Genomic DNA, 14707 nt, shown 5'->3' on the forward strand with positions numbered 1-14707 from the left:
AAGAGTACACGGCATAGACGAAAGAGAATTTTATTCACGATTAAATAAAAATATCACAGTAGAATTATTGAGAGAAAAATTAAAAGAATATACACATTTTTATAACAATCAAAGATTGATTTCTTCGCTAGGTTATATTACAATCAAAGAAAGAATCAAAAATATTATAGCAAGTAAAAGTACAATATCTATGGCTCCATGACATAATTACTATTAAATAAAAAATTTTGTAATATATTAAAAATTTTTAAGTTTGTCAATTTTTTTGTTATTCTTTTCCCGCAGCAAAAAGTTTTCGCCCTTCAGGCATGCTTCTCGAAAGTACAAATATTTTGGCTTTATATATAAAAAATATATTCTAAAATAATTATATTTTGTTATATGATTTTTTATTCAACTTTTTCCAGTAGCAAAAAGTTGCAAAAAGTACAAGTGCTTTAGCTTTGTATATTTGGAATATGTATAAACTATAAAATAATACCAACATTTTAAGATAAACAATGCAGTTCTTTTGGTTCTTTTATACCAATAAAAGAACTGGGGTGTGGGGCAAAGCCCTGCAAACAAAAAACTTAAAAATTTCTAGTATATATTGTTTTAAAATATTTGATAAATTACAAGTTAAATTATTCATTAATTTAGTTTTTTAATAATCAGTTTTTATAATTTATAATAAAGATTCTCTATTATAATCTGTTATATCCGTTCCTATTTTTTTGAGCCAAGTCTTTTACTGTAATTTTTTTATCATATATAGCATTAAGCTCAGCATCTGTTGCACCTAAAAGCTCAACAAAAATAACTTTTCCATTTGGAGTATTTATTTCTCCTGCTTCATATAATTATTATTTAATTTATTTTGTTTTGATAAAAAGTGATTGTAATATTAATTATATATGTTATATTTATTAAAAATAAAAATAAATTAAAACAAGGCTATGATTTTCAAACATTTTACAACGAAAAAAATTCTGCGAGTTAAGCAGTTTTATAATAATCTTAGAAAAAGATTGGAGATTGACTTTTTGTTAATTTCCAATCTTTTTTTTATTTTAAGTAAAAATCTAAAAAAAATTTAGAATAATAGGAAGGCAAAATTTGAAACGTTATTTAATCCTTGAAGACGGAAGCCATTATGAAGGCATTGGTTTTGGTGCTGATAATTTCAAAATAGGTGAATTAGTTTTTAATACATCTATGACAGGTTATCAGGAAGTGTTATCCGATTTATCATACTGCGGGCAAATAACTGTTATGACTTATCCTTTAATAGGAAACTATGGTATAAACAGAGATGACTTTGAAAGTCTTAATCCTGCAATATTCGGTCTTATAGTAAAAGAGGCTTGTAAAAGTCCTAATAACTTTAGGAATGCAGAAAGTATAGATGAGTTTTTGAAACTAAAAAATATTCCTGCCATAGATAATATTGATACAAGAGCTATAACAAAAAAGATTAGAGAAGTAGGTACATTAAAAGCTATAATGAGCGACACTATAGAAAATAAAGATGATATAGTAAAAATGCTAAAAGATACACCATATATGAATGACCATGTTAAAAGAGTTTCCACAAAAAGTGCCTTTCCTATACCAAATAGGGGTAAAAAAGTTGTGTTAATGGATTTTGGTGCAAAGCTTGGAATAATAAGAGAGTTAAGCAAAAGAGATTGTGATTTGATAGTAGTACCATATGATACAGATTCTAAAACTATAATGAGTTTAAATCCAGATGGAGTAATGCTTTCAAATGGACCAGGCGACCCAAAAGATGTAAAAGAATCAATCAATACAATAAAAGAACTTATAGGAAAAGTACCAATATTTGGAATATGTTTGGGGCATCAATTAATAAGTTTGGCATGCGGTGCTAATACAATCAAATTAAAGTTTGGACACAGAGGCGGCAATCATCCTGTTAAAGATTTGGAAACTAACAAAGTAAGCATTACAAGTCAAAATCATAGTTATGCCGTTGAAAAAGAGAGTTTAGTAAATACAGACTTAATTTTAACTCATATATCTCTAAATGATGAAAGCTGCGAGGGAGTAAAACATAAAAAATTCCCAGTATTCTCTGTTCAATATCATCCAGAATCCAATCCCGGACCAGAGGACAGCAAATATTTATTTGATAAGTTTATTGATATGATGAATAATAATTACGGAGAGAAAAATGCCTAAAAGAACAGATATAAAAAAAATATTAGTAATAGGTTCAGGCCCAATAATTATAGGACAGGCGGCAGAGTTTGATTATGCGGGTACACAGGCTTGTCAGTCTTTAAAAGAGGAAGGATATGAAGTTATACTAATTAATTCAAATCCTGCTACAATAATGACTGATGCGGCTGTAGCTGATAAAGTTTATATAGAGCCTATTAATTTGGATTTTGCTAAGAGAATAATTTATAAAGAAAGACCAGATGCTATATTAGGTTCTTTGGGCGGGCAGACTGGTTTAAATTTAGTAGTTGAGCTTGCTGAAAGCGGTATACTAGATGAATATAATGTAGAAATATTAGGAACAGATTTGAATGCTATTAACTCTGCAGAAGACAGAGAGCTTTTTAAGAAGCTTATGAATGATATAAATGAGCCAGTACCTGAAAGCGTTATTGTGCATAGTGTTGAAGAGGCAATAGAGTTTGCAAACGAAATAGGCTATCACTTGGTAGTGCGCCCTGCATATACACTTGGAGGAACTGGGGGCGGATTTGCACGCAATGAAAAAGAATTAATTGAGATATGCGAGACTGGTTTAAAAATAAGCCCTGTTCATGAATGTTTGGTTGAAAAGAGCATTGCGGGGTATAAAGAAATAGAATATGAGGTTATGCGTGATAATAATGACAATGCAATAGTGGTATGTAATATGGAAAATGTTGACCCTGTTGGAATACATACGGGAGATAGTATAGTAGTTGCTCCTTGTCAAACATTAAGCGACAGAGAAAATCAAATGCTTAGAAATGTGAGCCTTAAAATAATAAGAGCTTTAAAAATATGCGGCGGCTGTAATGTGCAGCTTGCATTAGACCCTCATAGTTTTAAGTATTATATAATAGAAGTTAATCCTAGAGTATCTCGTTCAAGTGCTTTGGCAAGTAAAGCTACAGGTTATCCTATTGCCAAAATAAGTGCAAAAATAGCAGTAGGCATGACTTTAGATGAAATACTTAACCCTATCACTAAAAAAAGTTTTGCTTGCTTTGAGCCTTCTATTGATTATATAGTTACAAAATTTCCAAGACTTCCATTTGATAAATTTCCTAATGCCGACAGACAATTAGGTACACAGATGAAAGCTACAGGAGAAGTGATGAGTATAGGAAGAAGTTTTGAAGAATCATTCTTAAAAGCTGTTCGCTCTCTTGAAATAAAATGCGATCACATAATTCATAAAGATGTGTCTGAATATACCACAAAAAAACTATGGGAGCGTATAGAGTTAAGAGATGATTTGAGAATATTTATTATAGCTGAACTTCTAAGACGAAAAGAAGATATAAAAGACATAATAGACATCACTCATATTGATAAATTCTTTTTAGATAAAATAAAAAATATAATAGAGTTAGAAAATAAATTATCTAAAAACAAAATGGATATAGATATTTTAAGAGAATCTAAAGAAAGAGGTTTTTCAGATAGTTATATAGCCAAAGTTTGGGGAGTGGAAGAGATTGATATATACAAATTAAGACATGAAAATAATATAGTTCCAGTATATAAAATGGTTGATACCTGTGCTGGAGAGTTTGAAAGTGAGACGCCTTATTTTTATTCTACTTATGAAAAAGAAAATGAATCTATTAAAAGCGACAAAGAAAGCATAATAGTTTTAGGTTCTGGACCTATAAGAATTGGTCAGGGTGTGGAGTTTGATTATTCTACTGTGCATTCTGTTATGACTATAAGAGAGGCAGGTTATGAAGCTATAGTAATAAATAACAACCCTGAAACTGTATCAACAGACTTCTCTATATCTGATAAACTTTATTTTGAACCTCTAACTATAGAAGATGTTATGCATATAGTGGAGCTTGAAAAACCTAAAGGAGTTATTGTTCAATTTGGCGGGCAGACTGCTATCAATTTAGCTGAAAAACTTGTGATGCATGGGGTTAATATACTTGGCACTTCTTTAGAAAATATTAACAAAGCAGAAGACAGACATGAATTTGAAGAGATGCTTAAAGAATTAAATATACCTCAGCCTAAAGGGCAAACTGCTATAACAGTTGATGAGGCTTTAGTGATAGCAAACAAAATAGGATATCCTGTTTTGGTGCGCCCTAGTTATGTATTAGGCGGACGTGCTATGGAGATAGTTTATAATGATGATGCTTTAAAAATATATATGGAAACTGCTGTAAAAGAAGTTAGCAATAAAGCTCCTATATTAATTGATAAATATATTGTAGGAAAAGAAATAGAAACAGATGCTATTGCTGACAGTGAGCATAATGTGTTTATACCCGGAATAATGGAGCATATAGAGAGAGCAGGCATTCACTCTGGCGATTCTATAAGCGTATATCCTGCTCAAACTATTTCTAAAAAGGTAAAAGATAGTATTATTGATTATACCAAAAGAATAGGAGAAGGATTTAATTTTATAGGGCTTTACAATATACAATTTATAGTTGATAGAGATGATAATGTATATGTTCTTGAGGTTAATCCTAGAAGCAGCAGAACAGTGCCTTTCTTAAGCAAGATAACTAATGTTCCTATGGCTAATATTGCTACAATGTGCATACTTGGTAAATCATTAAAAGAGCAAGGGTATAATGATTTATATAAAAAAGAATCTGATAAAGTATTTGTTAAAGCTCCTGTATTTTCTTTTGCCAAATTAAGAAGAGTAGACACTGTGCTTGGTCCAGAGATGAAAAGTACAGGCGAGGCATTGGGCTTTGATATTAACTTTGAAAAAGCATTATATAAAGCACTAATTGCAAGCGGAATAAAAATACCTCTTCAAGGAAATGTACTTTTTACAATAGCAGATGATGATAAGCCTGAAATTATAGACATGGCAAAGAGATTTTCTAATATAGGTTATGGAATATATGCTACAAAAGGAACTGCTAGTTTCTTAAGAAAAGAAGGACTTTATATAAAAGAAGTTTCAAAGATTTATGAAAGCGGATTTGAAGATATAATAGATACTATAAGACTAGGAAAAGTTGATTATGTTATTAATACAATAGCAACCAACAGCAAAACTCATTCTGATAGTTTAGAATTGAGACGTGCTTCTGCTGAAAATAATATATCATGTATTACTTCATTAGATACAGCATATGCTTTGCTTAGAGTAATAGAATCTATGAGTTTTAGTATAATGCCTATTGCTTGATTATATTTAATTTTTTGCTAATTATTAAGCATAAGCATCAATATTACTTCCCTTATCTTTTGGGGCTGATATTGCAGACTTTGTTACACCGCCAGAAATATATACCCTCTTACATTCTGGGCATATAGATGTGCTTAATGTAACATTTTGAAATAAAACTTCACCTCCAGACTTTTGAGCATTTCTTTCATTATTTGCAACATGCTCTTGTTCATGAGAGGCTACAGCTGATGGTGCATTAGATGGGCTTATATGTGTAGGTGTTTTAAAAGATACTCCTATATCATTAGAACCATCTTGATATGTTCTATTAGCACAAGTCTTACATACACCTACTTCACTTATTGGAGTTTTTTTATTTGCTGAAATAGCTGAAATATTATTTAAAGTATTGTTTCTATAAGCACCTATTTCCATATAAACCGCCTTTTTAATTACTAAAATATATGGGGCTGTCCTAGATAACTTAAATTTGTTAAAATTTAAGTATGAAACGCAGTAAATTAAGTAAAGATAAACAATTAAAATTAATAGAACATTTTGCAGCAGGAACTACAGCAAGGACAGCTTCAGTTTTAGTTAAGGTTAATAAGACTGCAGCTTCGTATTATTTTTTAAGATTAAGAGAATTAATATTTGAATATGAGAAAGAAAAAGAAGAAGAAGTTTTTAATGTAGAAATAGAAGCAGATGGCACCGCAAGGGTGTACTTCGTAAAGTTATTTTGGAGGCAAAAGAAAAGGAAAAAGAGGCAGAGGAGCTTGCATATAAAATACCAGTGTTTGGTTTATTAAAAAGAGGCGGAAAAGTATATATAAAAATAATAAATAATACTAAAATTAATGCCTATTATTAGGCAAAAAGTACAGCCTGATAGTATAGTTTACTCAGATTATTATCATAGTTATGATGTATTAGATGTCTCTGAATTTAAGCACTTTAGAATTAATCATAGTGAAAAGTTTGCTGAAGAAAAGAACCATATTAATGGTATAGAGAATTTTTGGAATCAAGCGAAAAGACATCTTCGTAAATTTAATGGAATACCAAAAGCACATTTTCACTTATTTATTAAAGAATGTCAATTTAGATTTAATAATCCAAAAGTTGACAAACAGTTGGAAATTATATACAATTTAGCAAAAAAGGAGCTTTTTTAGTTATCTAGGACAGCCCCTAAAATTTTAATGGTTTATATTGAATATTATAAATTATTTAATAATTTAGATATTTTCAATACAATATCTTGGCTTGATAGCATTAGAAATAAATATAAAAATGATAATATAGATCTTTTATATATAAAACATAATTATTTTATTGAAAAAGATGTGATTAATTTCAAACTTATAGATAATAAATTACATCTGTATATAATGGATAATTCGTTTGATTATAACTATAATTCAAGTTATTATTTAAATTCATGGGCAGGCAATGTATCAAATACATCTAAAATTTTACAAAGATATAAATTAATTTAGTATAAATTTGGTTTTAATTACAAAACAATAAAATCAATAGTGTTATTATAACTTCTTTCATGTATAAATATTTAAATCTAATTCTACTAGATAAATCTACAGAAGTAATTTGATAATAGGTATTTCATAAAAAAGTATATTTGACGAAGTCCGCACAGCGACCGTAGGGAGTCCTTCAGGGCGACCAAAGGAAGTGCCTGTGGTATTGGTATAAAAGAAGCAAAACAACTGCATTTTTAACTCAAAAACAGTTATTATCTAATATTTTATACATATTATTAGAATTCTAATAATTGCACTTTTTGCAACTTTTTGCGGCGGGAAAAAGTTGAATAAAAAACTTATATACAAAATATAGTTGTTTATGTCTATACTATTTTGACAATTTAAAATTATTTTAGTATAATACTACTATATGAAAGATAATATAAAAAAACATTTTAACCCATTGAACGATTATTTTATAAGATACCTTTTTTCTGATAAAGGCTCTGAAACTATACTTTTAGACTTTATTAATTCTGTAATGCTTAATGCTAAAATGAAAACTTTTCGTTCTGTTGAAATATTAACTCCATTCAATCATAAGAAAAATAAAAATAATAAAGAAACAATAGTAGATGTAAAATGTATAACTCAAAATGGAACTATTGTAATAATAGAAATACAGCTTCAAGGTAATTCAAGATTTCCAGAACGTATTTTATATTATTGGGCAGCTAATTATAGTAAACTATTAAAACAGGGTGAAAAATACGATAATTTAACACCTGTTATAAGTATTAATTTACTTAATTTTAATTTAGATAAAAATCTAAAAAACATACATTCTAGTTATATGCTTTATGAAATAAATAATAAAAAATTATTAACAGACCATTTACAAATACATATTATAGAATTAAAAAAATTCAAAAAGAATATTTTATCCAAAGATTTAAATTGCTGGATAACTTTTTTAACAAGTAAAAATTTGGAGGCTTCTATGTCAGATATAGTAAAAGAAAAACCTTTAATGGAAGAAGTACAAAAAAGATATAATAATTTCATAAAAAGTAAATTAATGATGTCTGAATATGAGAAAAAAGAAATATATTCATATGATAAACAAGTTCTTTTAGATGAAGAAAGAAAATTAGGAAAAAAGGAAGAACAATTAAATATAGCAAGAAATTTAAAAAAATTAGGTCTTGATATAGAATTAATAAAAAAAAGTACAGGTCTATCTACAGAAGAAATAGAAAAACTGTAACAAAACTATTATAAAAATTAATTAAACTTCTTTATCTTCTCTATCCAAGATTTATATTCTTCGTCTGTAATCTCATCCAATATATTAACATATGGGTTTAACTTCTGATGAAGCTTTGTAAAATAACTATTATCCCACTTTATAGGCTTATTCCACATGCCTTCACTGTCTATTATAATAATAGGAATGCCTTCAATTTGCGGTATATCCTCTGGAGAAATATCGCTATGCAAAATATTATCCAAATCAAGCTCTCCATTATCATCTTCTATTTTGTATGAACCGTCACTTTGCAAAGCATATATTGTATAGTATTGCTGATGGGCAGTTGTTTCAATAATCTCTTGAGAATACTCCTCCCCTTTTGCCACTTTATAAACCAACTCATTAAACTCAAAATTATCTATTCCATATCTCTTTAATAACTTTTTATTGTAAATCTCATTTTCAAGAAGTGTAATTAAATGAAAACAATTGTTAGTATCGGCAGTTTCAATAAAAAATCCCCTCTCAGCCTTTGGAGATAATACAAGTATTTTTGTTTTTAATGAAGCATCAATTCCAACATGCAAATATCTCATACTAGGAATATAAGTTTCTATATACTCTATATATTCAGTAGGCTCTAAACTCCTAAAATACTCACGAAGATTAAGATTGCCGCATGTTAAAGTCATAAGAGCAGGAATCATAGTGTCAATACCTGTAAAAGAAGCAAGTGCCTCATAATCTATTCTATACATTATATCAATATCTAAATTGTCTATATCATCAGCAGTTAAATCATCTTCATCTATGTTGTATGCTAAAGCAGCATCATTTATATATTTGCAGGCATAATAAATATTCTTGTAAAATAAATCTATTATTCTTTTGCCAATCTCTTCATCAATATTGTCATCATGATAAAATGAATGTGCAATAAAATTAGAAGCACTAAAAGATTTTAATATATCCATATCATTAAGAGCAAGTGAAATCTCTTTGCATATTGCAGGCATATCATCAGAATGCTCTAATTCTTTTAATTTTAAAAATTTTTCATTTTTTTTAATTAATTTTGTATCTTGAACTTCATCTATATTTGACTTTGCTTTAGCATATTCCAAATAATTTTTTAAAACAGTATTCATAAATAATCCTAGTAAAAAATGGTAATATTTTAATTATATCATAAAAAAGAAATATATGGTATAACTAATACCAAAAAAATAGCATAAATCAAAGCAGGCAAAAAATCCCCTGTTTTAATTTTAGTAATATTTAGAAGATTAAGCCCTATCATCATAACCGTAGCTCCGCCAACAGCAGAAACCTCATTAAGCATAGTTTGAGAAACATAAGGCTCTAAAAAAGAAGAAAGTAAAGTTAAAGCCCCCTGATAAACAAATATACTAATTATAGAAAAAGCAACCCCAACACCATAAACTGTAGACATAAATATAGCAACAAAACCGTCTATCACACTTTTAGTAAATATTAAATCGTAATTGCCGTTAGTGCCCGCCTGAAAAGAACCTACTATAGACATAGAACCAGAACAAAAAAGTATTGATGATGTTAAAAAACCTAAACTAAAATTACCTGCATTATCTTTAAATGAAAAAGTTTTTTTTATAAACTTTCCAAAAGATTCTATTTTTTCTTCTACAGAAAGCATGGTTCCAGTAAGCCCTCCAAGCATAATAGATATGGCAAATATAAGTATATGCTCAGTTATAATAGCCATAGAAATACCTATAGTCAAAGATATAATACCCGCAGAAATAAATACAACTCTCTCATATTTTTTTGATAAATTATTTTTAAATATAATTCCAATAATAGAACCAACAAATACTGTAATCATATTAATAAACACAGCCAACATATTTTTATCCTTATAAAAAATAATAAATTAATATATAGTAAAAATTTTAAGATTTTTCAAAAAATTGTATTTTTAAAAATCATATGCTTAAAAACTTTTTGTTATTCTAAAAATCTGATAACACTTTTGCAAAAATACAAATTGATAAAATATAATTGTTTATACATATACAAATAAAAAGGGTTCAACTTAATTATTTAAGTTAAACCCTTTAATATCTCTAAATCAAAATAATATTAGCTCCAAATAATAAGCTTCATATCAAATTTGTAACTTAAATCTTTATTGTATGGGTACATTCTTATAGCAAAACCGCTCTGTCCGCTATTGCTGCATACTAAAGAACCGCTGAATGAATGTCTTCCATTACCTAAATCAGCAGAATGTTTCATCTCAACAATAGAAGGCTCTATAATATCTTCTTTCATGCTTAATTTACCATAATAAAGTTCAACTCTCACAGAATCAGGTGCTATATCTCCAAGATTTACTATAGTTTTCACTTCAAATTGACTTCCAACTTTTAAATTTCTTGAAGGCATCTCAGAAATAGTGTTTTCAAAAGAAACTTTAGACCATTTAGAATATATATTTTGTTTCCATTCTTTTAATGCTTTAGACTTTTCAAAATCATTATTAATCATATGCAAATATCTTTTGCTAGCTTTATTATAAAACTTATTATAATAATCAGCTACCATTCTATTTGTAGAAAATACCGGACAAACAGTTTGCATACTCCATTTCATAGCAGCAACCCATTCACGAGGTATATCATCTCTTCCTCTGTTATTATAATAAAGAGGAATAATTTCATTTTCTAATACATTATATATAGCCTTACTTTCAACCTCATCTTGATACTCTAAATCTGAATACTGTTCTCTATTACCAATAGCCCAGCCATTTTGAGCATCATAAGCCTCGTCCCACCAACCATCTAATACACTGAAGTTTAAACCACCATTAGGCGGAACTTTCATACCGCTTGTACCGCTAGCTTCTAATGGTCTTCTTGGGTTATTAAGCCATACATCAACCCCCTGAACTATATATCTTGCTACATTAATATCATAGTCTTCTAAAAATACTATATGGTCTCTAAAATCTTCTCTTCTGCAAATTTCAGATATCTCTCTAATAAGCTCTTTACCGCCATTATCATGCGGATGTGCCTTACCTGAAAATATTATTTGTACCGGCTTATCTTTATTATTTAATATCTTTTTTAATCTGTCTAAATCTCTAAATAATAAAGTACCTCTTTTATATGTAGCAAATCTCCTCGCAAAACCAATAGTTAAAGCATCTGAAGAAAGTATTTGGTCAGCGTACTCTATTTCATTTTTAGTAAAGCCTCTGTTTGTAATTTGTGATTTTAATCTAGTCCTGCAAAAATCTATTAATCTCTCTTTTCTTCTCTCATGAGTTTTCCAAAGTTCAGCATCAGGTATTCTCTGCACCCTCTCCCAAATCTCATGCTCTAAAGGCTTAGTTCTCCAACGATGACCTAAATATCTATCTAATAAGTTTTGCATATCAAAAGAAATCCAGCTTAATGTATGAATACCATTAGTAATAGCATCAATAGGAAGCTCATCTTCTGGAACACCTTTCCATATATCTTTCCACATAGCTCTTGAAACATGTCCGTGAAGCAAACTTACTCCATTATTTTCAGCAGATAAATTAAGTGCTAAAACTGTCATACAGAAATTTTCTTTATTATCGTTTGGATTAATTCTTCCAAGTTTTAAGAACTCGTCCATAGTCATACCAATATGCTTAACATACTCGCTAAAATATTTCTGCACCATATCCATAGGAAATATATCGTTACCTGCAGGTACAGGTGTATGTGTTGTAAATACGTTAGAACTATAAACAACCTCTCTTGCCGCATTCTTATCAAGATGATTGTTTTCCATAAGCTGTCTCATTCTCTCTAAAGAAAGAAAAGCACTATGTCCTTCATTCATATGATAAATAGTAGGCTTAATTCCAAGTTTATTTAATGCCTTAATACCGCCAATACCTAGAAGTATCTCTTGCTGTATTCTTGTCTCTAAATTACCGCCGTAAAGCTGAGCCGTAATATCTCTGTCTTCTACGCTATTTTCTTCTATATTAGCGTCCAAATAATAAAGCTCTATTCTTCCAACATTAGCCTTCCAAATTTGAGCATAAACTTTTCTTCCGGGTAAATCAACATCAACTTTCATTGTCTCGCCGTTTTTATCTAATACCTTTTCTAATGCTAAATTAAAGAAGTCATTTTCTATATCATATTCCTGCTGCCAGCCATCAGCATTTAAATACTGCCTAAAATAACCTTTTCTATATAAAAGTCCAACAGCAACAAACGGCAAACCTAAATCGCTTGCAGATTTTAAATGGTCTCCAGATAATATTCCTAAACCGCCTGAATAATTAGGCAAAGACTCATGCAAACCATATTCAAAAGAAAAATATGCAATCTTTTCATTTTTAGTCTTTTGAGAATCATCTAAACTGTCATACCAAGTTTCCTGATTCATGTATGTCTTAAACTCATCATAAACTTCAGCTAAGTTCATCATAGCCGCATCATCATGAAGCATAGTATCGAAACATTCCTGTGAAGATTCCCCTAAAAGCCTTATAGGGTTATGGTCTTTTTTATCCCAGTTGTCAATATCTATGTTCCTCAACAAATTAATTGCTTTCTGATTCCAACACCACCAAAAGTTTTTAGTTATTTCCATTAATGGTTCTAACTCTTTTGGTATAGAAGGTGAAACCATGTATTTACTTACTTTCATAAATATTACCGCCCTTTAAAATTTAGATATTTCATTGTATAATAATTTTACAATAAAAGCAATGTATTTTTATACGTAGCTTGTCATGGAGCCATAGATATTGTACTTTTACTTGCTATAATATTTTTGATTCTTTCTTTGATTGTAATATAACCTAACGAAGAAATCAATCTTTGATTGTTATAAAAATGTGTATATTCTTTTAATTTTTCTCTCAATAATTCTACTGTGATATTTTTATTTAATCGTGAATAAAATTCTCTTTCGTCTATGCCGTGTACTCTTTCTACTACACCATTGTATCTTGGTGTTGCTACAGGAATATATCTCCTCTCTAATTTATTTTTTAAGCAGTATTCATCAAAAATATTGATTTTAGAAGTATTAATACAGCGATAAGTATATTCCATACCATTGTCCGTTTGTATAGCCTGTATCTTAAAAGGTGAAGTTTTTAAGACATATTTTAAGAAAGATAAAGCACTAGAAGGTGTTTTATCTTCATAGATTTCTCTCCAACTATAACGAGCAGCTAAATCTACAGCAGTGAATTGATAAACTCTTTTTCTGCCTAATTTGATATATTTAGTGTCTATTTGAACTATTTTGCCTTCTTTTTGTATTTTAGAGACAAATTTACGCTTATCATATCGCTTCTTTTTCTTTTTTATTTTGTATCTCCAAAGATTATTTCTTTTTAGTACATTCTCTATAGCTGTAACACCTATCTTAATGCCTTCACGATTTAAATATGCTTTAATATAATGCTTACCTCGATATTCTTTAGTATAGAGTTTAATAATTAAATTAATAGCTTCTTGATTATTAAAGATATTTGGGGAAGTTTTTGGTCTAGTGCTAAAATTGGCGACAGTTCCAGTGTCTTTATATTTTTTAAGCCAAGCATAAAAAGTAGATTTGGGTATTTCTTCTATCTTTAAAAATCTTTTAATATTTTTAGTTTTTAATGCTTTATCCACTATAAATAATTTAAATTCTGTGCTATAATCTCTTTTCATAGTAGTATCCTTTATTTATTTTATATATCAAAATATTATAACAAGGATACTGCTTTTTTTATACTAAAAAATGTCCAATATCTCATACTCCTAAACAATAAAAAATAGCGATTGCACAGGTGCTAAACATATTGCAGTTAGGAATTCCTTAATTTATTAAAGTATAGCATAGGCGTATCATAATTTAAAGCAGAATGTATTCGTTTATAATTGAAAAAATGATTATATTTTTGTATGTTTTTATTTGCTTTCTGTAAAGTTAGTTCTTTAGTACAAAAATCATAAAATTCTTTTTGGTCTAGCCTATGTGTACTCTCTACTACACCATTATACCAAGGTGATGCAATTGGACTATAAACCCTTTTAATATAGTTTTTCTTACAAAATATATCTAATGGGTGTTCTATGTCAAATGAATGTTTACGGTAAGTAAATTCTGTACCATTGTCTGTTTGAATACAATGTACTCTAAAAGGAAAATAATCTATAAGTCGTTTCATAAAATCAATGGTACTGTATGGACTTTTTTCATCGTATAAATATCTAAAGCTCATTCTTGTTGCTAAATCTACAGCAGTAAATTGATAATAACGTATTTCTCCAAAAAAAGCATATTTGACATCTATTTGTACCTTTTCTCCTGCCTCCTTGATATAAATCGCATGTTTTCCTTTATGCTTTCTCTTAATTTTTTTCTTTTTGCTCCTATACAAATTATTTTCTTTTAGGACAGTTTCTATAGCTGTTGTTCCTACTTTAATGTCTTCTAACTCTAATTGTTTTTTTATTTTTAATTTACCATAACCATATAATTTTCTTATTTCAATTATTCTTTTAATAATCTTTTTATTTTTCAATTTATTTTTATTAGTTTTAGGTGCAGTAGATTTAGGTTTTATAATAGAATAGAATG

General features: G+C 28.7%; 10 protein-coding genes and 2 pseudogenes. 5 read left to right on the plus strand and 7 right to left on the minus strand.

What is annotated here, in order from left to right:
* On the plus strand, window positions 1-202 hold a 202-nt coding region (locus tag EPJ72_RS13065), incomplete at its 5' end, for an IS3 family transposase (protein WP_158636870.1).
* Window positions 203-667: 465 nt separating this feature from the next.
* Here the strand turns inward: EPJ72_RS13065 and EPJ72_RS13640 are convergent.
* Window positions 668-836 (minus strand): annotated as a pseudogene (locus EPJ72_RS13640) (suppressor of fused domain protein); the annotation flags it as partial.
* Between the two features lie 262 nt (window positions 837-1098).
* Here EPJ72_RS13640 and carA point away from each other — a divergent pair.
* The gene (gene carA, locus EPJ72_RS09395; RefSeq protein ID WP_147731909.1) at window positions 1099-2184 is read left to right on the plus strand and encodes a glutamine-hydrolyzing carbamoyl-phosphate synthase small subunit; all 1086 of its coding nucleotides are present in this window, start codon (window positions 1099-1101) and stop codon (window positions 2182-2184) included.
* Window positions 2177-5368, plus strand: a complete 3192-nt coding sequence (gene carB / locus EPJ72_RS09400; protein WP_147731910.1) for a carbamoyl-phosphate synthase large subunit — start codon at window positions 2177-2179, stop codon at window positions 5366-5368. The genes carA and carB overlap by 8 nt, the downstream gene beginning before the upstream one ends.
* A 24-nt stretch (window positions 5369-5392) precedes the next feature.
* Here the strand turns inward: carB and EPJ72_RS09405 are convergent, their stop codons facing one another.
* On the minus strand, window positions 5393-5785 hold the full coding sequence (locus EPJ72_RS09405; RefSeq protein ID WP_147731911.1) for a hypothetical protein: 393 nt from the start codon (window positions 5783-5785) through the stop codon (window positions 5393-5395).
* Between the two features lie 71 nt (window positions 5786-5856).
* On the opposite strand from EPJ72_RS09405, the pseudogene EPJ72_RS09410 reads away from it, so the two are divergent.
* Both EPJ72_RS09410 and EPJ72_RS09415 read left to right on the plus strand, forming a co-directional pair.
* A pseudogene (locus EPJ72_RS09410) lies at window positions 5857-6528 on the plus strand (IS1595 family transposase).
* Window positions 6529-7267: 739 nt separating this feature from the next.
* Window positions 7268-8104: an Rpn family recombination-promoting nuclease/putative transposase gene (locus EPJ72_RS09415; RefSeq protein WP_147731912.1), complete on the plus strand. Its 837-nt coding sequence runs from the start codon at window positions 7268-7270 to the stop codon at window positions 8102-8104.
* Window positions 8105-8121: 17 nt separating this feature from the next.
* On the opposite strand, the gene EPJ72_RS09420 is transcribed toward EPJ72_RS09415, so the two are convergent.
* The 5 genes from EPJ72_RS09420 to EPJ72_RS09440 form a co-directional block, all read right to left on the minus strand.
* Complete coding sequence (locus tag EPJ72_RS09420; RefSeq protein WP_147731913.1) at window positions 8122-9237, minus strand: hypothetical protein; 1116 nt, start codon at window positions 9235-9237, stop codon at window positions 8122-8124.
* A gap of 38 nt (window positions 9238-9275) precedes the next feature.
* Window positions 9276-9974, minus strand: coding sequence for a DUF554 domain-containing protein (locus tag EPJ72_RS09425; protein WP_147731914.1), 699 nt, complete (start codon window positions 9972-9974; stop codon window positions 9276-9278).
* Between the two features lie 236 nt (window positions 9975-10210).
* A complete protein-coding gene (gene glgP / locus EPJ72_RS09430) occupies window positions 10211-12775 on the minus strand; it encodes an alpha-glucan family phosphorylase (protein WP_147731915.1) in 2565 nt (854 codons plus the stop codon).
* An 83-nt stretch (window positions 12776-12858) separates the two neighbouring features.
* Window positions 12859-13794, minus strand: a complete 936-nt coding sequence (locus EPJ72_RS09435) for a DDE-type integrase/transposase/recombinase (RefSeq protein ID WP_147731916.1) — start codon at window positions 13792-13794, stop codon at window positions 12859-12861.
* Window positions 13795-13931: 137 nt separating this feature from the next.
* Window positions 13932-14707, minus strand: a 776-nt coding sequence (locus EPJ72_RS09440) for an integrase core domain-containing protein (RefSeq protein WP_147731917.1), incomplete at its 5' end; no start/stop codon positions are given.

Origin of the sequence: Brachyspira pilosicoli (genome assembly GCF_008016535.1) — a bacterium.
GTDB classification, from domain to species: domain Bacteria; phylum Spirochaetota; class Brachyspiria; order Brachyspirales; family Brachyspiraceae; genus Brachyspira; species Brachyspira pilosicoli_A.

Excerpts from the sequence above, each read along its gene's own strand:
- glgP (WP_147731915.1), bottom strand. The coding sequence starts at position 12,775 with ATGAAAGTAAGTAAATACATGGTTTCACCTTCTATACCAAAAGAGTTA.
- EPJ72_RS09435 (WP_147731916.1), bottom strand. The coding sequence starts at position 13,794 with ATGAAAAGAGATTATAGCACAGAATTTAAATTATTTATAGTGGATAAA.
- EPJ72_RS09405 (WP_147731911.1), bottom strand. The coding sequence starts at position 5,785 with ATGGAAATAGGTGCTTATAGAAACAATACTTTAAATAATATTTCAGCT.
- EPJ72_RS09420 (WP_147731913.1), bottom strand. The coding sequence starts at position 9,237 with ATGAATACTGTTTTAAAAAATTATTTGGAATATGCTAAAGCAAAGTCA.
- carB (WP_147731910.1), top strand. The coding sequence starts at position 2,177 with ATGCCTAAAAGAACAGATATAAAAAAAATATTAGTAATAGGTTCAGGC.
- EPJ72_RS09415 (WP_147731912.1), top strand. The coding sequence starts at position 7,268 with ATGAAAGATAATATAAAAAAACATTTTAACCCATTGAACGATTATTTT.
- EPJ72_RS09425 (WP_147731914.1), bottom strand. The coding sequence starts at position 9,974 with ATGTTGGCTGTGTTTATTAATATGATTACAGTATTTGTTGGTTCTATT.